19 protein-coding genes and 1 tRNA gene are annotated in these 23,303 nt (G+C 67.6%); 9 read left to right on the forward strand and 11 right to left on the reverse strand.

The features are described 5' to 3' along the window. The first annotated feature begins 204 nt into the window (after positions 1-204). Together ku and ligD are read left to right on the forward strand one after the other, a co-directional pair. Positions 205-1,107, forward strand: a complete 903-nt coding sequence (gene ku / locus LYSHEL_RS08160) for a non-homologous end joining protein Ku (protein ID WP_213433373.1) — start codon at positions 205-207, stop codon at positions 1,105-1,107. A gap of 3 nt (positions 1,108-1,110) precedes the next feature. Beyond that, the gene (gene ligD / locus LYSHEL_RS08165; protein ID WP_213433375.1) at positions 1,111-1,983 is read left to right on the forward strand and encodes a non-homologous end-joining DNA ligase; all 873 of its coding nucleotides are present in this window, start codon (positions 1,111-1,113) and stop codon (positions 1,981-1,983) included. 3 nt (positions 1,984-1,986) lie between these two features. Here ligD and LYSHEL_RS08170 read toward each other — a convergent pair whose 3' ends face one another. From LYSHEL_RS08170 to LYSHEL_RS08185, 4 genes are all read right to left on the reverse strand, one after another. Next, positions 1,987-2,169, reverse strand: coding sequence for a hypothetical protein (locus tag LYSHEL_RS08170; protein WP_213433378.1), 183 nt, complete (start codon positions 2,167-2,169; stop codon positions 1,987-1,989). Positions 2,170-2,254: 85 nt separating this feature from the next. After that, positions 2,255-2,908, reverse strand: a complete 654-nt coding sequence (locus LYSHEL_RS08175; RefSeq protein ID WP_213433380.1) for a sensor histidine kinase — start codon at positions 2,906-2,908, stop codon at positions 2,255-2,257. 11 nt (positions 2,909-2,919) lie between these two features. Beyond that, on the reverse strand, positions 2,920-4,611 hold the full coding sequence (locus LYSHEL_RS08180) for a response regulator (protein WP_213433382.1): 1,692 nt from the start codon (positions 4,609-4,611) through the stop codon (positions 2,920-2,922). 20 nt (positions 4,612-4,631) lie between these two features. Continuing rightward, on the reverse strand, positions 4,632-10,043 hold the full coding sequence (locus LYSHEL_RS08185) for a HAMP domain-containing protein (RefSeq protein WP_213433384.1): 5,412 nt from the start codon (positions 10,041-10,043) through the stop codon (positions 4,632-4,634). A 354-nt stretch (positions 10,044-10,397) separates the two neighbouring features. Here LYSHEL_RS08185 and LYSHEL_RS08190 point away from each other — a divergent pair, with 354 nt between their 5' ends. Further along, positions 10,398-11,144 (forward strand): BON domain-containing protein, encoded by a 747-nt coding sequence (locus tag LYSHEL_RS08190; protein WP_213433386.1) that lies wholly within the window; start codon positions 10,398-10,400, stop codon positions 11,142-11,144. 39 nt (positions 11,145-11,183) lie between these two features. Here LYSHEL_RS08190 and LYSHEL_RS08195 read toward each other — a convergent pair whose 3' ends face one another. After that, positions 11,184-12,557, reverse strand: a complete 1,374-nt coding sequence (locus LYSHEL_RS08195; RefSeq protein WP_213433388.1) for a sigma-54-dependent transcriptional regulator — start codon at positions 12,555-12,557, stop codon at positions 11,184-11,186. A gap of 168 nt (positions 12,558-12,725) precedes the next feature. Here LYSHEL_RS08195 and LYSHEL_RS08200 point away from each other — a divergent pair, with 168 nt between their 5' ends. Next, on the forward strand, positions 12,726-13,400 hold the full coding sequence (locus tag LYSHEL_RS08200; RefSeq protein WP_213433390.1) for a DUF4142 domain-containing protein: 675 nt from the start codon (positions 12,726-12,728) through the stop codon (positions 13,398-13,400). Positions 13,401-13,447: 47 nt separating this feature from the next. Further along, positions 13,448-13,765 (forward strand): KGG domain-containing protein, encoded by a 318-nt coding sequence (locus LYSHEL_RS08205; RefSeq protein ID WP_213433392.1) that lies wholly within the window; start codon positions 13,448-13,450, stop codon positions 13,763-13,765. Positions 13,766-13,819: 54 nt separating this feature from the next. Here the strand turns inward: LYSHEL_RS08205 and LYSHEL_RS08210 are convergent, their stop codons facing one another. Continuing rightward, positions 13,820-14,833: a CorA family divalent cation transporter gene (locus LYSHEL_RS08210; RefSeq protein ID WP_213433393.1), complete on the reverse strand. Its 1,014-nt coding sequence runs from the start codon at positions 14,831-14,833 to the stop codon at positions 13,820-13,822. A 154-nt stretch (positions 14,834-14,987) separates the two neighbouring features. Between LYSHEL_RS08210 and LYSHEL_RS08215 the strand changes: the two genes are divergently transcribed. Next, the gene (locus LYSHEL_RS08215) at positions 14,988-15,584 is read left to right on the forward strand and encodes an RES family NAD+ phosphorylase (RefSeq protein ID WP_213433395.1); all 597 of its coding nucleotides are present in this window, start codon (positions 14,988-14,990) and stop codon (positions 15,582-15,584) included. Between the two features lie 4 nt (positions 15,585-15,588). Here the strand turns inward: LYSHEL_RS08215 and queD are convergent, their stop codons facing one another. Continuing rightward, positions 15,589-15,942: a 6-carboxytetrahydropterin synthase QueD gene (gene queD / locus LYSHEL_RS08220; protein WP_213433397.1), complete on the reverse strand. Its 354-nt coding sequence runs from the start codon at positions 15,940-15,942 to the stop codon at positions 15,589-15,591. A 249-nt stretch (positions 15,943-16,191) separates the two neighbouring features. Further along, positions 16,192-16,268: transfer RNA gene (locus LYSHEL_RS08225), tRNA-Met, on the reverse strand. A 153-nt stretch (positions 16,269-16,421) separates the two neighbouring features. Here LYSHEL_RS08225 and LYSHEL_RS08230 point away from each other — a divergent pair. The 3 genes from LYSHEL_RS08230 (at position 16,422) to bfr (ending at position 17,878) form a co-directional block, all read left to right on the forward strand. Next, on the forward strand, positions 16,422-17,030 hold the full coding sequence (locus LYSHEL_RS08230; protein WP_213433399.1) for an RNA pyrophosphohydrolase: 609 nt from the start codon (positions 16,422-16,424) through the stop codon (positions 17,028-17,030). Between the two features lie 58 nt (positions 17,031-17,088). Further along, a complete protein-coding gene (locus tag LYSHEL_RS08235; protein WP_213433400.1) occupies positions 17,089-17,292 on the forward strand; it encodes a (2Fe-2S)-binding protein in 204 nt (67 codons plus the stop codon). A 115-nt stretch (positions 17,293-17,407) separates the two neighbouring features. Continuing rightward, positions 17,408-17,878 (forward strand): bacterioferritin, encoded by a 471-nt coding sequence (gene bfr / locus LYSHEL_RS08240; protein WP_213433401.1) that lies wholly within the window; start codon positions 17,408-17,410, stop codon positions 17,876-17,878. Between the two features lie 18 nt (positions 17,879-17,896). Here bfr and LYSHEL_RS08245 read toward each other — a convergent pair whose 3' ends face one another. From LYSHEL_RS08245 to LYSHEL_RS08255, 3 genes are all read right to left on the reverse strand, one after another. Beyond that, a complete protein-coding gene (locus LYSHEL_RS08245) occupies positions 17,897-20,398 on the reverse strand; it encodes a hybrid sensor histidine kinase/response regulator (protein WP_244858477.1) in 2,502 nt (833 codons plus the stop codon). Continuing rightward, entirely contained in the window at positions 20,398-22,545 is a 2,148-nt protein-coding gene (locus LYSHEL_RS08250; RefSeq protein WP_244858478.1) for an EAL domain-containing protein, read from the reverse strand. The genes LYSHEL_RS08245 and LYSHEL_RS08250 overlap by 1 nt, the downstream gene beginning before the upstream one ends. Positions 22,546-22,650: 105 nt before the next feature. Next, positions 22,651-23,256, reverse strand: coding sequence for a DUF4126 domain-containing protein (locus tag LYSHEL_RS08255; protein ID WP_213433402.1), 606 nt, complete (start codon positions 23,254-23,256; stop codon positions 22,651-22,653). Positions 23,257-23,303: the final 47 nt, after the last annotated feature.

The following is a 23,303-nucleotide window of genomic DNA, read 5'->3' on the forward strand; positions in this document are numbered from 1 at the left end:
ACTCCACGGGGGTCCACCGGGCGGGATGCCTGATGGTGCGGTGCAGCATAGACCTCGGGATGTTGCAGTGCAACAACCGTTCGTCGCGTCGTTGGGGAAGCAGCAAGGCGCCTGAATTCAAGGGCTTGGCCCTGAAACCGGCCATTCACGCGGCCACAACTCGGCCGGAGGGACGCTGCAAGGCCCACTCCCGGAGCCCCGGCCATGGCTGCCCGCCCCATCTGGAACGGCACTTTGTCGTTCGGCCTGCTGAACATCCCGATCCAGCTGATGACGGGCGAGCGCAGGAACGAACTGCACTTCCGGATGATGGATGCGCGCAACAAGGCGCCGGTGAAGTACGAGCGCGTCAACGCCGAGACCGGCGAAGAAGTGCCCTGGAAGGAAATCGTCAAGGCCTTCGAATACTCGAAGGGCAACTACGTGGTGCTCGAACCCGAGGACCTTGCCGCCGCGGCGAGCGAGAACCGGGAAGTGATCGAGATGGAAGCGTTCGTCGATCGCGAGCAGATCGCGCCGTCGTACCTGGAGAAGCCCTACATCCTCGTGCCCGGCAAGAAAGCCGAGAAGGGCTACGTGCTGCTGCGCGAAGTGCTGAAGAAGACCGGCAAGGTCGGCATCGGCCGCGTGGTGATCCGCACGAAGGAATACCTGACGATGGTGACGCCGCAGGACGACGCGCTGATGATGATCCTGCTGCGCTTTCCGCAGGAGATCGTCGACATCGCCGAATACAACATCCCCGAGGGCGGCGTGGCGAAGTGGAAGATCAGCCCCAAGGAACTGGAGATGGCCACGACGCTGCTCGAGTCGATGGCGGCCGATTTCGATCCGGAGCAGTACAAGGACGAATTCAAGGAACGCCTGTCCGCCGTGATCAAGAAGCGCTTGAAGCAGAAGGGTGCGACGACGACGGTGGAAGAGGAGGAAGGCCCGGCGCACGACGCGACGACGAACGTGGTCGACTTCATGGCGCTGCTGAAAAAGAGCCTGGAGAAGAAGGGCGACGCGCCGGCCAAGGCCACCGCGCGCAAGGCGGCCAAGAAACCCGCGACGAAGAAGGCCGCCACCAAGACGCCGTCGTCGAAGAGCAAGAAGAGCGCCTGACGCGTGGCGCGCAAGGGCGCATCGCTGCCCACGCTCAGCTCGCCCGATCGCGTGGTGTTTCCCGACGTGGGGATCACCAAGCGCGATGTCTTCGCGTACTACGAAGCCGTGGCCGATCGCCTGCTCGAAGACACCGGCGAACGCCTGGTGTCGGTCGTGCGTTGCCCGGACGGCATCGAAGGCGAGCGCTTCTTCCAGAAACACCTGGGGGCGAGCTTCGGCGCCGCCGTGCATCGGGTCGAAATCGCGGAGAACGATGGCAAGCGCGCGGAGTACGCCTGGATCGACGACCTCGCCGGCGTGCTCTCGCTCGCGCAGATGAACGTGATCGAATTCCATCCGTGGGGTTCGCGCGTGGCGTCGCTGGAAAAACCCGACCGCGTGATCTTCGACCTCGACCCGGACCCCGGCGTCACATGGCCGAAGGTGAAGACCGCCGCGAAGGAAATGCGCGACGCGCTCGCCGAACGCGGCCTGCAATCCTTCGCGCGCATGACCGGCGGCAAGGGCGTGCACCTCGTGGTGCCGATCGCGAAGCGCTATTCGTGGGACCAGGCGCGCACGTTCTGCGATCGCTTCGCGCACGACTTCGAAGCGCGCTTCCCCACGCGCTACGTCGCCACCGCCAGCAAGGCGAAGCGCGAAGGGCGCATCTTCATCGACTGGTTGCGCAACGGCCGCGGGGCGACCGCGGTGGCGAGCTGGTCGCTGCGCGCGCGCCCCGGGGCGCCGGTGGCGATGCCGGTGACGTGGGATGAATTCACGACGTTGCGCGCGCCGGACCGCTTCAAGCTGCGCGATGCGCTGAAGCGGATCGACGCGCGCATCTGGGACGACGCTTCGGCGAAGACGCAGCGCCTGCCGAAGCTTGAATGATCGTCAGTGGTGCGTCTTGCGGCCCGAGCCGCTCTTCTTGCCGCCGCCGTCCTGCTTGTTGACGGTGGCCCAGGCGCGGGCCTCGGCTTCCTTGTCCGGCACGCCCTTCTTCTCGTAGCCCTCTTCGATGTGCTGGGCCTGGCGCTTCTGCTTGTCGGTGTAGGCCTCTTTGCTGCCCTGCGGCATGGCGACCTCGCTGCGCTCGTGCGCGTGGTGGGGGAGGCCCGAGGCTAGAAAAGGTGTGGTCGACGCGGCGTCACCGCGCGCGCATTCAGGCGAGCGGCAAACTGCAACGCAGGCAGAACGACGACTGGCTATCGTCGATGACGCGCAGTTCGCCGCCATGGCCTTCGGTGATCGCGCGCGCGATGAGCAGGCGCAGGCCCAGCCCGTTGTCCGGCGGCGGGATCTGCGGCCCGTCCAGCAACGTGGCGCGCACCTCGCCGGCGATCGCCGGCCCGTTGTCCATCACGGTCACGAGTGCGCGATCGCCTTCCCGCGCAATGGTGATGCGCGCGCTATCCGCATCGCGCGCCATCACCTGCTCCAGCATCGTGCGGAACAACTGCGGCAAGCGCGTGCCGTCGGCGCGTACGGTGAGGCCCTTCGCGTCGTCACCGACGTGCATTGGTTCCACCATGCAGCCCTGCACGCCGGCCAGCGCCATGTCGAGCGCGCCGTCGAGGTCGAGCTTTTCGGTCGCGTCGACCAGGCGACCCTGTTCGGCGCGCGACCAGTCGTCGAGTTCCTCGATCATCTTGCCCAGGCGCTGCGCCTGGCGCACGACGATGTCGGCGAGTTCCTTCGTGTTGCTGCCGCCCGGATCGCTGCGCATCAGGTAAGCGGCGGTCTGCAAGGACGTCAGCGGACTGCGCAGGTCGTGCGCGAGCCGGTCGAACCACGGCCGCTGCGTCGGCGATTGCATGGCGTCTCCCATCAGCTGAGCCGCACGGCGTCGTCGCAGATGGTGCGCACGATATCGAGGTCCGGCGGCTTGACCAGGTGGTGGTCGAAGCCGGCTTCTGCCGTGCGACGCCGGTCGTCGGGCTGGCCCCAGCCGGTGACGGCCACGAGCACGCGCTCTTCGCCGCCGGGTTGCGCGCGCAGGCGCCGCGCAAGTTCGTAACCGCTGAGGTTGGGCATGCCGATGTCGAGGAACACGAGGTCGGGGTTGAAGCGCTCGACTTCCGCCACGGCTTCCTGCGGATCGTAGAGGCGGCGCACGTCGTGGCCCAGCAGCTCCAGCATCATCGCCAGCGTGTCGGCCGCGTCGCGGTTGTCGTCGAGCACCAGGATGCGGCGCGTGCCGGCGGGCGCGTGGCGGGAAGGAACGACGGGCGCGGGGGAGGGAAGCACGGGGGCGTCGCGGAGCGGCAGGTTGACGCGGAATGTACTCCCCTGCTCGAGGCCGGGGCTTTCCACGGAGATGACGCCGCCGTGCATCTCGACGAGCTGCTTCACCAGCGTCAGCCCGATGCCGAGGCCGCCGCGCGCGCGTTCGATCGACGTATCCACCTGCGCGAACAGTTCGAAGATGTCACCCGTCTGCTGCGCCGTCAGGCCGATGCCGCGGTCGTGCACGCACACGCTCACCATGCGGCCATCGCGATGCGCTTCGATCTCGATCGGCCGGCCGGTGTCGGAATACTTGGCCGCGTTGCTGAGCAGGTTGGAGAACACCTGCGACAGGCGTTCGCCGTCGGCGAGCATCGGCAGGTCGATTTCCGGCAGCGCGACCTGCAAGGGATGCGCGCCCGCTTCGAGCACCGGGGAGGCCGTCTCGATCGCCGCATGCAGGATCTGCTGCAACGTCGTGGGCTCCGGCTTCAGCGTGAGCTTGCCGCGGCTGATGCGCGCGACGTCCAGCAGGTCGTCGATCAGGCGCACGAGCAGGCCAAGCTGGCGCTCCATCATTTCCTGCAGCGGATCGTCGCCGCCGGTGAGCTTGCGGATGCTCACGGCATTGCGCAGCGGGGCCAGCGGATTGCGCAGTTCGTGCGCGAGCGTGGCGAGGAATTCATCCTTGCGCCGGTCCAGCTCGCGCAGCTGCGCTTCGGCGCGCGCGCGTTCGCCGATCTGCGATTGCAGGTCGACGTTGCGCTGGGCGAGTTCGACGTTCGCCAGGCGCAGGGATTCGTTGAGTTGTTCGAGTTCGCGCGCCTTCTCGGTGCGCAATGCTTCGTTGGCCGCGGCCAGGCGTTCGTTGGCCAGCTGCAGTTCGCGACGCTTGCGGAACAGTTCCGCCAGCACGACCACCTTGGAACGCAGGATCTCCGGGATCACCGGCACCATCACGTAATCGACGGCGCCGAGCTTGTAACCGCGCATGCGGTCGAGGTCGGACACGTTGACGGCGGTGACGAAGATGATCGGCGTGCGTTCGAAGCGGGGATGCTGGTGGATCAGGCTGGCGGTTTCGAAGCCGTCCATGCCCGGCATGTTCACGTCGAGCAGGATGAGCGCGAACTCTTCCTGCATCAGTTTCTGCAGCGCTTCCTGGCCGGAACTGGCGTCCACGAGCCGCTCCCCGAGCGGTTCGAGGATGGCGCGGTACGTGAGCAGCCGCCCCGGCTGGTCGTCGACGAGGAGGATGTTGACCGGGGCGGGCGCGGATCCGGCGGGTTGCATGCCGGATCCGGGCACGGGCGTCAGCGGTGCAGCCATTGACGCAGCACTCCGAGCAATTGATCCGTGACGACGGGCTTGGCGAGGTAATCGGACGCACCGGCCTCGAGGCACTTCTCGCGGTCGCCCTTCATCGCCTTGGCGGTGAGGGCCACGATGGGCAGCGCACGTGCATCGGGCATCCCGCGGATCGCGCGCATCGTGTCGTATCCATCCATGCCGGGCATCATGATATCCATGAGGACCAGGTCGATATCGGGATCCTCTGCCACTTTCTCGATGGCTTCGTGGCCCGTGCCGGCCGTGATGACGCTCATGCCGTGGCGCTCGAGCACGCTGGACAGCGCGAAGATGTTGCGCACGTCGTCGTCGACCACCAGCACGCGCTTGTTCTTCAGCGCATCGTCGGTCTCGTGCAGGCGCTGCACCATCTTCTGCTTCAGCGGCGGCAGGTCGGCGATCACGCGGTGCAGGAACAGCGACGTCTCGTCGAGCAGGCGCTCCGGCGATTCGACGCCCTTGATCACCACGCTGCGCGCAGCCTTGCGCAGCTGTGCGTCTTCCTGCGCGGTGAGCTCCTTGCCGGTGAACACCACGATCGGCACTTCGTGCAGGCGCGGCTGGTCCTGGATGCGGTCCAGCAGGTCCAGGCCGGTCATGTCGGGCAGGCGCAGGTCGAGCACCACGCAGTCGAAGTCGGCTTCGAGCAGGCGCTGCATGGCCTGTTCGCCGGTCTGCGCGGTGTCGATCTCGATGTCGTCGTGGCGCAGCAGCTCTTCGATGCTCATGCGTTCGCGATCGTCGTCTTCCACGATCAGCAGCTTCTTGGTGCGCGGCAGCGTGTACTGGCGGATGCGTTCGAGCGCGTGTTCGATCGACTCGGCCGAGCCCGGCTTGGCGAGGTAGGAGAACGCACCGCGTTCGATGCTGTGGTGGCGCTCCTCTTCGATCGTGACGATCTGCACCGGGATGTGGCGCGTGGCCGAATCCTGTTTCAGGCGCGCCAGCACCGTCCAGCCGAGCATGTCGGGCAGGAAGATGTCGAGCGTGATCGCGTTGACCTGGAACTCGCGCACCAGCCGCAGCGCCTCGGCGCCGCGGTTGGCCGCGATCACCTGGAAGCCGCGCGAGCGCGCGAGGTCGCGGAGGATCTCCGCGTAGGTGGGATCGTCCTCGATCACCATCAGCGTGGGCTTCAGCGGATCCAGGCGGTCGCGGTCGTCGGCGATGTCCTGCACGTCGGCGAAGGCGCGCTCGGCGTGCGCGGCGGCCGATTGCAACTGCTTGTTGCCCAGCACCGTGCTGATCGGCTCGCCCGAGCCGACGTAATCCAGCGGCAGGTACAGCGTGAACGTCGAGCCCTTGCCGGGCGCGCTCTGCAGGCGCAGTTCGCCGCCGAGCAGGCCCGCGATTTCGCGCGAGATGGCAAGGCCGAGGCCCGTGCCGCCGTACTTGCGCGACGTGCCGGCGTCGGCCTGCTGGAACGCTTCGAACACGATGCGCTGCTTCTCGGTGGAGATGCCGATGCCGGTATCCGTCACTTCGAACGCGACGACCGTGGGCGAGTTGTCGAGCACCTTGTGGCCTTCGGTCCAGCCATGCGTGGCCACGTGCGCGGAGAGGCGCACGCTGCCGCGCTCGGTGAACTTCAGCGCGTTGGACAGCAGGTTCTTGAGGATCTGCTGCAGGCGCTTGGGATCGGTGTGCATCGCACGGCCGATGTCCGACGGGAAGTCGACGGAGAAATCCAGGCGCCGGCGTTCGGCTTCGTGGCGGAAGCCGCGTTCCATGTTTTCGCGCAGGTGCGAGAAGGTCATCTCCTCGCTGTCCACCGTGACCGTGCCCGACTCGATCTTCGACAGGTCGAGGATGTCGCTGATCAGGTGCAGCAGGTCGGAGCCCGCGGCGTGGATGGTCTTGGCGAATTCGACCTGGCGGTCGCTGAGGTTCTCGTCCGGGTTTTCCGCCAGCTGCTGGCCGAGGATCAGGATCGAGTTGAGCGGCGTGCGCAGCTCGTGCGACATGTTGGCGAGGAACTCGGACTTGTAGCGCGAGGTGAGCGCCAGCTCCGCCGCCTTTTCTTCCAGCGCGCGGCGGGCCTGTTCGATTTCCTGGTTCTTGCGTTCCACCTCGGTCTTCTGCTCGGCGAGCAATTGCGCCTTGAGCGCGATTTCCTCGTTGGTCTGCTGCAGTTCCTTCTGCTGCGACTGGAGTTCGCCGGCGAGCTGCTGCGACTGCGAGAGCAGGCGCTCGGTGCGCATCGTCGCTTCGATCGTGTTGAGCACGATGCCGATCGACCCGGACAGCTGTTCGAGGAAGGCGCGCTGCGACGGGGTGAACTCGGTGAGCGAGGCCAGTTCGATCACGGCCTTGATCTGGTCTTCGAACAGCACCGGCAGCACCACGACGCTGCGCGGCACGGCGCTGATCAATCCCGATTCGATCTGCACGGTGCCGGCGGGCACGTCGTCGAGCACGATCATCTCGGCCTGCGCGGCGCACTGGCCGATCAGACCCTGGCCGAATTCGACCGTGCGGGCTTCGTCATCGGATTCGCCGGAATCGGCGTAGCCGGCGAGCTGGCGCAGGCGGTTGCGGCCGCGGCGCTCGTCGGTCTCCACCACGTACATCACGCCCTGTTGCGCGTACACGAGCGGGGCGAGTTCGCCGAGCAGCATGTGGCCCAGCGTGATCAGGTCGCGCTGGCCCTGCATCATTCCCGAGAACTTGGCGAGGTTGGTCTTCAGCCAGTCCTGCTCGCGGTTGGATTCGGTCGTTGCGCGCAACGTGCCGATCATCGCGTTGATGTTGTCCTTCAGGTCGGCGAGTTCGCCGCGCACGTCCACCTGGATCGATCGCGTCAGGTTGCCCTGCGTCACCGACGTGGCCACTTCCGCGATCGCGCGCACCTGCGTGGTGAGGTTGGCCGCCAGCTGGTTCACGTTGGCCGTGAGGTCCTTCCAGATGCCCGCGGTGCCCGGCACGTTGGCCTGGCCGCCGAGGCGGCCTTCGACGCCCACTTCGCGCGCCACGGTGGTCACCTGGTCGGCGAAGATTTCCAGCGTCTCGGTCATCGAGTTGATGGTGTCGGCGAGTTCGGCGATTTCGCCCTTCGCTTCCACCGTCAGCTTCTGGTGCAGGTCGCCGTTGGCCACCGCGGTCACGACCTTCGCGATGCCGCGCACCTGCGTGGTGAGGTTGGTCGCCATGGAGTTGACGTTGTCGGTCAAGTCCTTCCACGTACCGGCGACGCCCGGCACCTGCGCCTGGCCACCGAGCTTGCCTTCGGTGCCCACTTCGCGGGCCACGCGCGTCACTTCCGCGGCGAAGCCGTTGAGCTGGTCCACCATCACGTTGATCGTGGACTTCAGCTGCAGGATTTCGCCCTGCGCATCCACCGCGATCTTGCGCGACAAGTCGCCCTTCGCCACCGCGGTCGCGACTTCGGCGATGTTGCGCACCTGCGTGGTGAGGTTGGACGCCATCGAGTTGACGTTGTCGGTCAAGTCCTTCCACGTACCGGCGACGCCCGGCACCTGCGCCTGGCCACCGAGCTTGCCTTCGGTGCCCACCTCGCGGGCCACGCGCGTCACTTCCGCCGCGAAGCCGTTGAGCTGGTCGACCATCGTGTTGAAGGTCTCCTTCAGCTGCAGGATCTCGCCGCGCACGTCCACCGCGATCTTGCGCGACAAGTCGCCCTTGGCCACCGCGGTGGTGACTTCGGCGATGTTGCGCACCTGCGCGGTGAGGTTGGACGCCATCGAGTTGACGTTGTCGGTCAAGTCCTTCCACGTACCGGCGATGCCGGGCACGACGGCCTGGCCGCCGAGGCGGCCCTCGGTACCGACTTCGCGCGCCACGCGCGTCACTTCCGCCGCGAAGCCGTTGAGCTGGTCGACCATCGTGTTGATGGTGTTCTTCAGCTCGAGGATTTCGCCGCGCACGTCCACCGTGATCTTGCGCGACAAGTCGCCCTTCGCCACCGCGGTCGTCACTTCGGCGATGTTGCGCACCTGCGACGTCAGGTTGGACGCCATCGCGTTCACCGAGTCGGTCAAGTCCGCCCACGTACCCGCGACGCCCGGCACGACGGCCTGGCCACCGAGGCGGCCTTCCGAACCCACTTCGCGGGCCACGCGCGTCACTTCCGCCGCGAAGCCGTTGAGCTGGTCGACCATCGTGTTGATGGTGTCCTTCAGTTCCAGGATTTCGCCGCGCACGTCCACCGTGATCTTGCGCGACAAGTCGCCCTTCGCCACCGCGGTGGTCACCTCGGCGATGTTGCGCACCTGCGAGGTGAGGTTGGACGCCATGGAATTCACCGAATCGGTGAGGTCCTTCCACGTGCCCGCGACGTCCGGCACCGCGGCCTGGCCACCCAGCTTGCCTTCGGTACCCACTTCGCGCGCCACGCGCACCACTTCGGCCGCGAAGCCGTTGAGCTGGTCGACCATCGTGTTGATGGTGTTCTTCAGTTCCAGGATTTCGCCGCGCACGTCCACCGTGATCTTGCGCGAGAGGTCGCCCTTCGCCACCGCGGTGGTCACTTCGGCGATGTTGCGCACCTGCGATGTCAGGTTGGACGCCATCGCGTTGACCGAGTCGGTCAAGTCCTTCCACGTGCCCGCCACGCCCGGCACGATCGCCTGGCCACCGAGCTTGCCTTCGGTACCCACTTCGCGCGCCACGCGCGTCACTTCCGAGGCGAAGCCGCGCAGCTGGTCCACCATCGTGTTGATGGCTTCCTTCAGCTGCAGGATTTCGCCGCGCACGTCCACGGTGATCTTGCGCGACAAGTCGCCGTTCGCCACGGCGATGGTCACTTCGGAAATGTTGCGCACCTGCGCGGTGAGGTTGGAGGCCATCTGGTTCACCGAGTCGGTGAGGTCCTTCCACACGCCCGACACGCCTTTCACCTTCGCCTGGCCACCGAGGCGGCCGGCCGTACCCACTTCGATCGCCACGCGCGTCACTTCCGAGCTGAACTCGCTCATCTGCTCGAGCATGCGGTTCACGATCTGCGCGGCGCGCAGGAACTCGCCCTGCAGCGGCCGGCCGTCGCTGTCGAGCGGCACGGTCTTGGTGAGGTCGCCCTTCGCCACGGCCGCCATCGCTTCGGTCATCGTTTCGATCGGGCGCGCCATGTCGCGGATCAGCCCGTTGACCGAGGCTTCCATCTCGGCCCATTGCCCCTGCCGGTTGGCGGCGGGCATGCGCTGGCGCGTGCGGCCTTCGCCGCCGACCTTGCGCGCCACGCCGGCCATGTCGTTCGCCAGCCGCCGGTTCTGCGCCACGATGTCGTTGAACGCATCGGCGAGCTTGCCCTCGATGCCTTCCCAGTGGACGGGAAGCTGCACGGAGAAATCGCCGTCGCGCACCTGCGTCATCGCGGCAAGCAACTGCTGCAATGGATCCAGGCCGGTCGGTTCGAGCACCGCGACCTGGCTTTCTGTGACAGGCGTCGAAGAAACGCCGCGGCGTGTGCGCCGGGCGGGCTGGCTTTCGTTGTTCACGGGTGGGTCTCCGTTGCCCATCCCCATGGGCAAATTGCTGGGAACGCTAGCTTCAGGAAAGTTGAATTCATGTGAGGACGGCGCACGCGCACGGTTCGTCGGGCGAGGCGGCCGCCGAGGAAGACGTACTTTCGGGGATGCCGCGTTTGCCACGCGTGAGGCGGAATGCGTTTCCGGGACGCATGCGCACGCGTGTTCTGGCATGCCGATTGCGTGGTTGCAGGTGCGGGATTTCCGCATTGGCAGTGCTTGCAACCAGGACCAGGAGCGCAACGCATGAAGCATCGAGAACCATGGGGCAGGGGTGAACGGGAGCGCGGCGAAGGCCAGCGCGGGGAAGGACTGCGCGGCGCGCAGAATCCGGATACGTGGAATTCCGAACCGCAGTGGCTGCGCAACGAACGCGAACAACGCGCGGGCCCGGATGCGGACCGCCAGGCCCAGCGCGGTGGACCGGCGCGTTACGACGACGCCTACCGCACCGATGAACGCGGCCGCGCGCCGTACGCCGGCGCACGCGATGAGCGCGACGAACGCGAACTGCGGCGACGCGCCGGCACGTGGGAAGAACACAGTCGTGGCTACGAGGCCAGCGGCTGGGACGACGATCTCGACCTCGGTGGCGGCCAGCGCTACCAGCCCTTCCACGTCGGCACCGGCATGGGCCTGGGCACGGGCTCGCCGGGTTACGGGTACGGAAGCCGCGGCGGCTGGGACCTCGGCACGCACCAGCGCGACATCGGGCGTTCGTTCCGCGGCATGGGGCCGCAGGACTACACGCGTCCGGACGAACGCATCCGCGAAGACATCCACGAGCGGCTCACCCAGAGCCACGACATCGATGCACGCAAGATCCAGGTCGACGTGAACGCAGGCAACGTCACGCTGACCGGCACGGTGATCGAGCGCCGCATGCGGTATCTCGCGGAAGACCTCGTCGAAGGCGTGACGGGCGTGGCCAACATCGACAACCAGCTGCAGGTGCAGAACGGGCTGGCGTCCAGGCCGGACGACCCGCACTGAAGGCGTACCGCGGGCGTGGCGATCGCCGCGCCCGCGAGGTCAGCTGTCGTCGTCTTCGTTGGCGGCGCAGTCGCGCTCGCGTGCCAGGCGATTGCGGATGGTGCGCGCGGTGATGCCCAGCGCCGCCGCGGCGCGACGGCGGTTGTTGCCGAAGTGCTGCAGCGTCTTGCGCAGGATGCGGCGCTCCATTTCCTCGAACGTGGTGCCGACCGCGAAAGTGATCGTGTCGGAGGATTCGCCCACCGCGCGCTGCGGCATCGGTTGGGGTGCCGGCATGCGCACTTGTCCGTCCTCGGCGAGGATGTAGGCGCGCTGCACGGCGTTGCGCAACTCGCGCACGTTGCCGGGCCAGGGCGCGTCGCGGATCAGCGTGCGCGATTCGGGCGTGAACGCGAATTGCGTGTTGCCGCGCGCGTTGAGGTCGGCGAGGAAGGCATCGGCGAGCAGGCGTGCGTCGTCGCCGCGTTCGCGCAACGGCGCCACCGGGATCGCGAAGCCGCACAGGCGGTAATAGAGGTCTTCGCGCAGGCGGCCACTGGCGACGGCCTGGAGCGGATCGCGATTGGTGGCGGAGACGATGCGCACTTCGACCGGGAGATCGACGTGCCCGCCGAGCCGGCGATAACAGCCGAAGTCGAGCACGCGCAGCAAGTGCGTCTGCAACGCCGGTGCCATCTCCGAGATTTCGTCGAGGAACAACGTGCCGTGCGCGGCCTGTTCGAGGAAACCGCCGTGGCGCGACACCGCGCCGGTGAAGCTGCCTTTCTCGTGGCCGAACAACTGGCTCGCCAGAAGGTCGCCGGACACCGCGCCGCAATTCACCGCGACGAAGGGGCCCGTGCGTCCGCTCGCCGCATGGATGGCGCGCGCGATGAGTTCCTTGCCGCACCCGCTTTCGCCGTGCACGAGCACGGAGACATCGCTCGGCGCGACTTTCTCGATCATGCGGCGCGTGGCGACGAAGGCATCGGACGCGCCGACCATGTCGTGCCAGGCGCGCGCCGGGGCGGGCGGTTCCGCGCGACGGCGCGTGGCGCAGTCTTCGAAGAGTTCGCGCAGGCGGTCCGGCGCAATCGGCTTGACCAGGTAATCGACGACCGAATTGCGGAACGAATCCACCGCGGTCGCGACACTCGGGCTGCCGGTCACCACCACCGCATCGGTGCGCAGCATGTCGACGTCGCGCAGCAACGACAGGCCGCAGCCGTCGGGGAGGTCGAGGTCGACCAGCGCCATGTCGAAGTCGCGCTGCTTCACGCGGTTCACCGCTTGCGCGAGTTCGCCGGCCACCGTGATCTCGTAGCCCTGCAGGCGCGCGATCTCCGCCGCGGCGTGCACGAAGCCGACGTCGTCGTCGACGATCAGCAGCGACGGCGAGCGAAGCGGCGGCGCGGGGGTGAACTCGGAAGGCATTGGGGGATGGCTCTGCGGTGCGGCCACGCGGGATGTACTCCGCAGTAAGCAAAGCGGTAGTGAAGGCGGTTCATGTTTCCCGCCTGGGAAACCCATTCCGGCGATGGACGGTCGCGGCACGGCAATTGCATCGATAGGTCGGATGCATCCATCAAAGGAGGATTTCGCATGGACAGGAACCACACCGGTCTTCACATCACGCAAGCCGCGCTCGCCGTCGCCCTCGGGCTCGCACTAGGCGGCTGCAACCGCACCACGCCCGAAGACACGGGCGTCGCCGCCACCAGCACCGCGCTGCCGCCCGCCGTGGCGACACCGCCCCCGATGGAAACCACCACCGCGATGCCACCGGCCGTGACGACCACGATGCCGCCGGCCACGACCGCGATCATGCCGCCGGCCACCACCACCGGCATGCCGCCCGCCGCGGGCGCGATGCTCACCGATGCGGACAAGGCCTTCCTGGCCGACGTCGTGCGTTCGAACGAAGAAGAGATCGCAACCACGGAGCTGGCGATGGCGCAGGGCGGCACGAAGGCGAAGGCGGTATCGCAGATGTTGAATGCGGACCACATGGGCTTGCGTACCGAAATCGCCACGCTCGCGCCTGCGATCCCTGCGCCGCCGGGCAAGGCACCCGCGTCGTTGGCCGGCATGAAGGCCGGTGCGTTCGACGGACGCTTGTTCGCCACGTACATCGACCAGCACCAGAAGGCGATCGCCGCGTTCACGGCGGCGAGCAAGAACACCGCGCTCAGCGAACCGGTGCGTTCGCTCGCCACGAACACGCTACCGAAACTGCAGCAGCACCTGCAGGCCGTGAAGGACGCGCAACGCACGTAACAACCGCAGTGGACGACCCCGTTCCAATCCCCCAAGGAGAGACACACATGGCACAGCGCAACCAGGGTGGTGGCACCAGCAATCGCGGCTTCGCTTCGATGGATCCGGCCAGGCAGCGGGCGATCGCGGCCGAAGGCGGGCGTGCGGCGCACGCGCAGGGCGTGGCGCACGAATTCGATTCCGAGGAAGCGCGCGAAGCGGGCCGCAAGGGTGGCCAGGCGCGCAGCCAGCGCAGTGCGGCCAACATGCAGGCCAGCGATCGCGACGTGCAGGGCGCCGACATCGCGCATGGCGATGGCATGGGCGGGATGCGCACGCCGTCGGGTCCGATGTCGCCGGATCGCAGCGGGCCGAACAATTCCTGAGTCGAACGCGGGCGGTGCTTCGTGCGCCGCCCGCGCTGCATCAGGGCGCGGGGATCACTTCCACCAGCCGCGCCAGCGCGCGATCAGCAGCGCCACCAGCACCAGCAACGCCATCAGTCCCGCCGCGGTCCAGAAGCCTTCGCTGCCGGTGTCGAAGATGCCTGCGCGGAAGTTCATGCCCAGCATGCCGGCGATCACCGCCAGGCTGCCGAGCAGCACGGTGACGAACGTGAGCAGGCGCATCGTTTCGTTCGTGCGCTGCGACAGGCGCGTGGAGAGGAGTTCGTAACTGCCGACCACCAGGTCGCGCGCGTTCTCCACCGCATCCACCGCGCGCTCGTAGCGCAGGCTCACCGAGCGGAATTGCTTCTCGACCTTGTCGTCCTGGTCGGGCTGGAAGTCCGGGCGCGAGAACGTGTCGAAGACTTCGCGATGCGCGCTGAGCTGGCGGCGCAGGATCGACACCGCGCGGCGCAGGCGCCGCAGCGAAGGCAGGTGGGTGTAGCGCAGCGTCGGTTCGAGGATCTCGACTTCCAGGCGATCCACGCGTTCTTCGAACGCATCGACCGCGTCGAAATATGTCGTCAGCAACCGGTCGAGCAAGGCGGCGGCGAAGCTGTCGGCGCTGATCTTGCCGACGCGCGAGTCGGGGTCTTCGTTCGCGAACACATCCTCGAGGAACGCGATGCGCCTGCGATGCACGGTGACGACGACGTTCGGCCCGACGGCCAGCAGCCACGCGGCGCCGGAAAAGGTTTCGTGCGTGGCATCCCACGTCGGCGCGATGGCGCGCGCGCCGAACCAGTCGCGCTGCGTGAACCACGCGCCGTTTTGATGGTCCATCAGCGACGCGAGCGGCAGGCCTTCGATGCCGAACTGGCACAGCGCTTCGGCGATCTGCGAGGCGTCGTGCACGCGGATGTCGATCCAGGCCAGTTCGTTCTGCGAGACGCGCGCCAGGTCGAGCTCGCCGGGCTTGATCTCGCGGTCTTCGCCTTCGGCGTCGAACAGCAGGATCCGCGTCTGCGGAGATTCGGGGACGTCGGCGGGGAGCTTTTCGTGCTTCATAGGCCGCTTGTAGCAGTGGGGCGTGTAGGTCCCATCAAGGCCGGCGGGTGGCGGAAAAAGTTTCCGGGTCGGTCGCGTTTTTCCGTGCACGACGGTGTTCACGCGTGCGCAACGGGCGCGGATCGACGCTCTGCCCTCAGCAGGAGCGCACCCCATGGTCGACGACAAAGAAGAAGCCCGCCTCGACGAGGCCATCGCCGAGAGCTTCCCCGCGAGCGATCCGCCTTCGCAGACCAGCCCGATCACGGCGACATCCACCCAGCCCCAGGTGCCGGCCAGCCACGCCGGGCATGCGGGGGACGAATTGCGCGTGTACCGGGTGATCGAACCGCGGCAGGCGTCGACGCCGTTTTCCGGCGCCGGCAGCGATCGCGGCGGGCGCTGGACGTCGCCGCGCACGATGGGCGTCTACGTGTCGCTGTCGCCGGCCGCCGCGCTGCTCGAATACCTCGTGCACCTGGAGGGTGAAACGCCGGGCCAGCTGTTGCTGGCGAGCGCGTCGGTGCCGATCGATACGGTGCTGGCGCAACTGGAGTTGCCGAGCGAGTGGCGGGATCGTCCGTATCGCGACACGGTGCGGCAGATCGGCGATGCGTGGTCGCGTTCGAAGAAGTCGATGGCGCTGCGCGTGCCGAGCGCGGTGTGCGAGGGCGAGTGCAACGTGCTGCTCAACCCGGACCACGCGGACTTCGCGAAGCTGCGGATCGACCAGTTGTGCCCGATGAAGATCGACCCGCGCCTGCGGCTGTGACGCGTCAGCCGCGGTAGCGGCAGCCCGAGGTGCAGGTTTCGTGCACGACCACTTCCGACAATTGCGGCAACGACGGCTTCAGGCGCTGCCAGATCCACTGCGCCAGGCGTTCGCTGGTGGGGTTGTCGAGGCCGTCGATGTCGTTGAGGTAGTGGTGGTCCAGCTGGTCGTACAGCGGGCGGAACGCGGCCTTGATGTCCGCGAAATCCATCACCCAGCCGGTGTGCTCGCCGGGTTCGCCCGACACGTGGAGCTCCACGCGGAAGGAATGCCCGTGCAGGCGCGCGCACTTGTGGCCGGGCGGCACGTTGGGCAACCGGTGCGCGGCTTCCAGGGTGAAGGTCTTGAAGATATCCATGGGCGTCAGGGGCGTGGGCTGGCGATGGCTGGGGCCCCGTGCGATGCTCCCGCGCGTCGATCAACCAGCGAGGACACGGCAATGAGCAAGGGCCTGGACAAGAAGAAAGAGACGAAGAAGAAACCGACGAAGACGATCAAGGAAAAGCGCGCGGAGAAGAACGAAAAGAAGGCCAACAAGGGCTTCGCGCCGACTTGATCGCTGGCGCCCGCGCCCAGGTTGGGGGCGGGCCTTTCGATGTATCGGTAGTGGTGGCTATGGGTGGACTCGAACCACCGACCCCAGCATTATGAGTGCTGTGCTCTAACCGGCTGAGCTACATAGCCACGCGGAGAGCCGCGAATTATTCCCGTCCGGCACCCGCGGCGTCAATGCCGCCGTCCGTGTCCGTCGACATCCCCCTCTGCACGATCGCCACGCTTGTGGCTCCGCTTGCCCCGTGGCAGAGTCGGTCGCAGTGCATTTCTGGAGTCCGCATCGTGATCGATCCGGACGGTTATCGGCCCAATGTCGGGATCGTGCTCATGCACCCCGACGGCAGGGTGTTCTGGGCGCGACGCATCCATCGCGACGGTTGGCAGTTCCCGCAGGGCGGGATGAACACCGACGAGACGCCGCTGGAGGCGATGTATCGCGAGCTGCGCGAAGAGACCGGCCTGCTCCCCGAGCACGTGGCCGTCCTCGGCGTGACCCCCGGCTGGCTTCGTTATCGGTTGCCGCAGCGCGCGGTGCGCCGCAACGACCGGCTGGTCTGCATCGGGCAGAAGCAGGTCTGGTACCTGCTGCAGTTCACGGGCGAGGAAGCCGACCTCAAGCTGGACCTCACCGAGAAGCCGGAATTCGACCTCTGGCGCTGGGTGGACTTCTGGTACCCGGTGGACCACGTGGTGAACTTCAAGCGCAGCGTCTACGCCAGCGCCCTAGGGCACCTGGCGCCGTTCGCGCGCCAGATCGCGGGCGCCGCCGCGGTGCCCCAGCCTGCCAAGGATCCGCGCCTGGAACCCGTCGCCCCCCGCAGCCGCCTGCGGCCGCGCCGGCGGACCCCGACGGTTGAACGGAGCGGGGGCTCCGAACCCGGCGCCAATTGACAATCATTCGCATCTGGGGACAATAGGCCACGTCTTCCGGCTCCAGGTTCGAACCCGCATGTACGTGTGCATCTGCAACGGCGTCACCGACCGCGACATCCGCCAAGCGGCGGAAGCGGGCGTGCGGACGATCACCGAACTCACGATGCGCACCGGCTGCGGCGCCACCTGCGGCACGTGCCTGGACTTCGCGTCCGAACTGCTGGCTTCCGCGCGTCCGCACGACGACGCCCGCGAACTGCCGATCCTGCAAGCGGCCTGATCTTCCGCGGCCTCGGCCGCATCCCTCGTTGCCGACACCGATGCGAACGCATCGCGTTTCGTCGCGCCCGCATCGTCGGCGCTAGCATCCGCGCATTCCCGCACGGAGCACTGGCATGAAGGGCGACCCCAAGGTCATCGAACATCTCAACCGGGCGCTCTTCAACGAGCTCACCGCGATCAACCAGTATTTCCTGCACAGCAAGATGCTGAAGAACTGGGGCCTGAAGGAACTGGCCGAGCACGAGTACAAGGAGTCGATCGACGAGATGAAGCATGCCGATCGCCTCGCCGATCGCATCCTCTTCCTCGAAGGCCTGCCGAACTTCCAGGCGCTCGGCAAGCTGCGCATCGGCGAGAACCCGAAGGAATTGCTGGAAGCCGACCTCGCGCTGGAACTGGAAGCGCTGCCTACCCTGCGCGAAGCCATCGCCTACTGCGAGAGCATCCGCGACTCGGTGAGCCGCCGTCTGTTCACCGACATCCTGGATTCGGAAGAAGAGCACATCGACTGGATCGAGACGCAGCTCGACCTCATCGCGCGCCTGGGCGAGCAGAACTACCTGCTCACCAAGATCGAGGAATGATCCCCGACGCGCGCCGGCTCAGGCTTCGGCCGTCCGGCGCGTCCCGCGCAGCCGCGCCTGCAATGCGGCGCGCGCTTTCTCGAATTCATCCGTCACGATCGCCACCGCCACCGCGGGGCGGTCCAGCGTTTCCATGCGCGCGCCGAGTTCGACGCGCTTTGCCGCGGCGGACAATGCCATCGCGCCGAGGTTGGCACTCGAGGACTTCAGCGAATGCGAGGCTTCGCGCAACGCGCTGAAGTCCGGCGCCAGCGCCGCGCGTTCGAGCTGCGCCAGCAACTGCGGCGCGTCCTCCAGGAACACGTTGACGATGCGCGTGGCGTCGGCGCCGATGACCGCGTAGAGCTCGTCGAGCGCGCTGTCGTCGAGGACCGGATCGGCTTTGCTGGCGGACGGCATCGACATGGCGGGCGCTCCGGCGGCGGGCGAGGGCATCGAAGGCGGCATCGCATCCGGCATCGACGCGGCGGGCGCACTCGTCGCGCGCGTCGGCATGCTGTTCACGAGCATGCTGTCGATCGGATCCACCGGCGCGCTGATCTGCGAGGGACGCATCGCGGGCGTGTCGTGCGTCGGCGCACCGCGCAATGCATCGCCCATCGCGTTCGCACGTTCGAACGCGGCCGCCGACGGCGCGCGCGTCTTCCCGGCGTCCTGCAGCCAGCGGCGCAGGCAATGTTCGAGTTGTCCGCGCGTGACCGGCTTGGCGAGGTAGTCGTCCATGCCTGCGTCGAGGCAGCGCTGGCGATCGCCGGCCATCGCGTTGGCCGTCATCGCGACGATCGGCAAGTGCGGGCCCATCGGATCCGCGCTTTCGATCTCGCGCCAGCGGCGCGCGGCGCTGTAACCATCCAGCACCGGCATCTGGCAATCCATCAGCACCAGGTCGTAGTGGCCATCGCGCATGCGCATGAGCGCGGCTTCGCCGTTGGTCGCGGTATCGCAATCCAGGCCGAGCACGCTGAGCAGGCGTTGCGCGACGAGCAGGTTGACCGGGTTGTCCTCGACCAGCAGCACGCGCGCCTGGAAATGCTTCTGCGACGACGGGGCATCCGAGCGCGCAGCGGTTTCCTGCGTGATCTCCGCGCCGCGCGAGGCGGGACGCGACAGCGCGGCGCGCAATTCGGCGTCGGGCGCCTGGCGCGGCAGCAGCGTTGCGCCGGTGCGCAGTTCCTGCGGCACTTCTTCGTCGCCGGCCAGGTACACCATGCGCACGTCGCCGAAGCTCGCGGTGCGCGCCACGTTGCGATGCAATGCGATCGCGGTGGTGCGCATGCTCGACAGGTCCGCCAGCACCACGCCGTAGGTCCACGGCGGGCCTTGCGTCGCGGCGGCGCGCAGGCGGTCCAGCGCTTCCTGCGTCGTCTCCACCGTGGTCACGCGCAGGCCCCAGTTCGGCAACAGCATGCTCAGGCGGCTGCGCAGGCGCGCATCGGTGGACAGCAACAACAGGCGCTGCCCGCTGAGGTCCGCTTCGCGCGTGGGCATGTCGCCCAGGACTTTCAGCAGCGGCACTTCGAAATGGAACGTGGCGCCGTGGCCGGATTCGGATTGCACGCCGATGCGGCCGCCCATCAGGTCGACGATGCGCTGGCAGATCGCAAGGCCCAGGCCCGTGCCGCCGTACAGGCGCGTGGTGGACGCGTCGGCCTGCGTGAATGCATGGAACAACCGCCCCTGTGCATCGGCCGGGATGCCGATCCCGGTGTCGCGCACTTCGAAGCGCAACTGGTGCTGCGCAGTGGATTCGCCCACGCGGCGCACGGTGATGGAAATCGAACCGCGCTCGGTGAACTTCACCGCATTGCTGATCAGGTTGGTCAGCACCTGGCGCAGGCGGACCGGATCGCCGCGCACCGGCAGGCGCACGCCGGGATCCAGGTGCAGGTGCAAGCGCAGGCCCTTCGCTTCGGCGGGGCGTTCCATCAGCTGCATGACCGCTTCGAGCAGGTCGCGCAGGTTGAAGTTGGTGGTTTCCAGTTCGAGCTTGTTCGCTTCGAGCTTGGAGTAGTCGAGGATGTCGTCGACGATGCGCAGCAACTGCTGCGACGAGGTATACGCGGTGCGCACCAGTTCGTGCTGGTCGGGCAGCAGGCGCGCGTGCAGCAGCAGGTCGAGCATCGGCACGATGCCGTTGAGCGGCGTGCGGATTTCGTGGCTCATCGTGGCGAGGAATTCGCCCTTCGCCAGGACCGCCGACTCCGCGGCCTGCTTGGCCTTGGTGAGCTGGAGCTCGAGTTCGTGGTGGCGCTGGATCTCGCGCTGCAGCGCGTTGACCTCGACCTGCCCGCGCTGCGCGCGCTGCGCGATCAATTCCATCTGCGCTTCGCGGCGGTGCATCACCCACACCACGACGACCAGCGCCACGAGCGCGGTGATCACGAACAGCAACGCGGCGTTCTGCCAGGGCCCCTGGATGCCGGAGGCGTCCATGCCGAGCGAGAACGCGGCGCCGGCGGCCGCACCGAGGGCGAGCCAGCGGACGGTCAGCCAGCGACTGGGCGTTTCACGATCTGGCATCAGAGCACCGCGTTCTTGAAGTCGAAATCGAGTTCGCTCGCCGCTTGCTGCACGAGGTTCCCCTGGATGAAGTCGATGCCGCTCATCCACAGCGTCGCCGCCGCCTGCGGATCCTCGACGCTGTGCCCGATCACCTGCAGGCCCTGGCGATGCGCGCGGTCGATGGAGGTGCGCATCGCATCGCGCATCGCGCCCGCTTCCTGGCCCAGCGCGTAGCGCGAGGACAGGCGCAGGTAGCCGAGCGGCAACTGCGAGAGCAGCGAATCGGCGTCGGGGCTGTGTTCGTACTGGCTCAGGCAGAACTGCACGCCGGCCGGCACCATCGCTTCGCAGAACTGGCGCAGCGTGACCGAATGGATCAAGGCATCGCCCAGGCGCACGTCGATGACGAGCGAGGGGCCTTCGAGCCCGCGCACGGCGATCGCCGAGGCCAGCCAGTCCGCGTAGGCATCCCGCGCCAGCGTGCGCGGCGATTGCGGCACGAACAGGCGCACCGGGCGTCCTTGGGCGCGGCGTTGCTGCAGCACGTCGAGCGCGCGCTCGAGCACCCAGCGGTCGATGTCGTGGATGGTGCCGGAGGCTTCGGCGGCCGGCACGATTTCCGCGGCGTTGTGCAGCGTGCCGTCCGGGGCATGCATGCGCAGCAACGTCTGGTATTGCGCTTCGTCGCCGCCGGCGACCGCGACGATCGGCTGGTAGATGAGTTCGAAACGATCGTCGGCGAGCGCATCGCGCAGGAAATCCGACAGATCGCTGGTGGCCGCGATGTCCGGCGGATCGAACGCGGCGATGCCGATCGGCGTCGAACGCGCCTGGCGCGCGGCGAGTTCCGCCGCTTCCAGCGCGGTGCCCGCATCGGTGAAGCCGTGGCGCATGGCGGCGTAACCCACCGTCGCACGCAGGCGCAGCGGGTGGCCGTCGACGTCGAAGGTGTGTTGCGCGATGCCGTCGCGCCACACGCGGGCCTGCGATTCCAGGCGCGTGTCGTCCACGTCCGGCGTGAACACGAGGAATGCGTTGTCGTTGAGGCGCGTCGCGAGGCTGGCGCCGGCGAGGTCGCCGATGCGGCGGCCTGCGTCCGTCATCAGGCGTTCGAGGTTGGCGTAACCGTAGCGGTCGCGCAGCGTGGCGGAACCTTCGATCTCGATGAAGTACACGCCACCGCCCAGCGGCGAAGGCAGGCTGGCGCCGAGGCGCTGCAGCAGGTGGGAACGCGCCATCAGGCCGGTCGCCGGGTGGCGGCTGGCTTCGGTCATGCGCGACTTGCCGAGCGCGCGCGCGCGCTTGACGCGGCTTTCGATCGCGGCCACCAGGTGGCGCGGGCGGATGGGCTTCTGCAGGAAGTCGTCCGCGCCGCATTCCAGCACTTCGTACTGCTTTTCCGGATCGGTGTCGCCGGTGAGGAACACGATCGGCGTGTGCAGGAAGATTTCGTGTTCGCGGATGAGCGCGGTGAGTTCGGTGCCGCTCAGGCCCGGCATGTGCAGGTCCATCAGCACGAGGTCCGGGCGCGTGCGCATCATCGTTTCGATGACGTCGCGCGGTTCGGAGGCCACCAGCGCTTCGATGCCGGCGCCGTTGAGCACGCCTTCGGCGAACAGCGCCTGGGCGCGGTCGTCTTCCACGATCAGCACGCGGTAGGGCGGTTCGTCGCCGGTGCCGAGCGGAGGCAACGCCACGGCAGGCGACGAGGATTCCATGGTCGACGGCGCGGCAGCGGGCACGTCGGGGGCATCGGCGGGCGGTGCATCCCCGCTCCAGCGGCGCCAGTAATTGGCCGGCGGCGTTTCGCTGCGCGCGGGATGCGCATCGTCGTGCTTGGCGCCGTGCGCGGTCATCTTCAGCAACAGGCCTTCGACGGTGGCGATCAGCGACGCGGTGGCGCTGGCATCCGGGAAGTGTTGCGCGTTGCGCGCGGCCGTCATCGGCCCGCGCAGTTGTGACAGCGTGCTCGCCCACTGCGGATCCACCTGCGTGGCGAGGCCCTGCAGGCGGTCGATCTCGTGCGCGATCTGTTCGAAGCTGGTCGCGTCCCAGCCCTGGCCACGACGATTGCGCAGGTTCAGTGCGAGTCCGTCGATGCCATTGCGGAACGTCGTGCCCGGATCGTTGGGCGCGCTGGTGCGTTTGGATCTGGTGGCGGGCATTCGTTCCCCCGGCGTAAGGCCGCCATTATTGCGTTCTCCCCATCAACGTTTCGCACGTAATACGGCCGCTTGGGCGGCCAGATGCGGATTAACGTGACGCGGGCCTCAATGGCGAAGTTCGGTCGCCGGCGCCGGCGGGCGCGGCGCGAACAGCGCGCGTCGCACGCGCCGCCACACCCACCACACCGCCATCGCCAGCAGGGCGCTCACGGCCACGACGATTGCGAGCGCGAGGAAAGGATGCGCGAACGCGAGCGCAAGTCCGCCCACGACCGCGACGTCTTCGGTCACCGAGGCGGTCCAGTTGCTGACCGGTTCGGGCGAGGTGTTCAGCAGGGCGCGGGTGCCGGCCTTCAGCAGGTGGCTGGACAACGCCACGCCGGCGCCGGTAGCCAGCATGCCGGCGCCCAGGTCGCCGTTGGGGGACAGCGTCGCCGCGGCGAGGAACGCCCCGACGGGGACGCGCAGCAGCGTGTGCAGGAAATCCCAGCCCGAGTCCACGCCCGGGATCTTGTCCGCGAAGAATTCGACGGTCGCGAGCAGCCCGGACACGCCGAGCACCCACGGCGAGGTGGCCACGTCCAGCGCCGGGGGCAGGTCCAGCCAGCCCATCACGCCGGCCAGGCCGAGGCCGAAGACCGTCAGGTACACCCGGATCCCCGCCATCCACGCCAGCAGGATTCCGATAGCGAAAAGGTGGGCCTGCGACATGGGGCAATTCCTCCGTTCCGCGCGCTGTGATGGCTTTACACTCGCCG

Origin of the sequence: Lysobacter helvus (assembly GCF_018406645.1) — a bacterium.
Lineage (GTDB): Bacteria > Pseudomonadota > Gammaproteobacteria > Xanthomonadales > Xanthomonadaceae > Noviluteimonas > Noviluteimonas caseinilytica.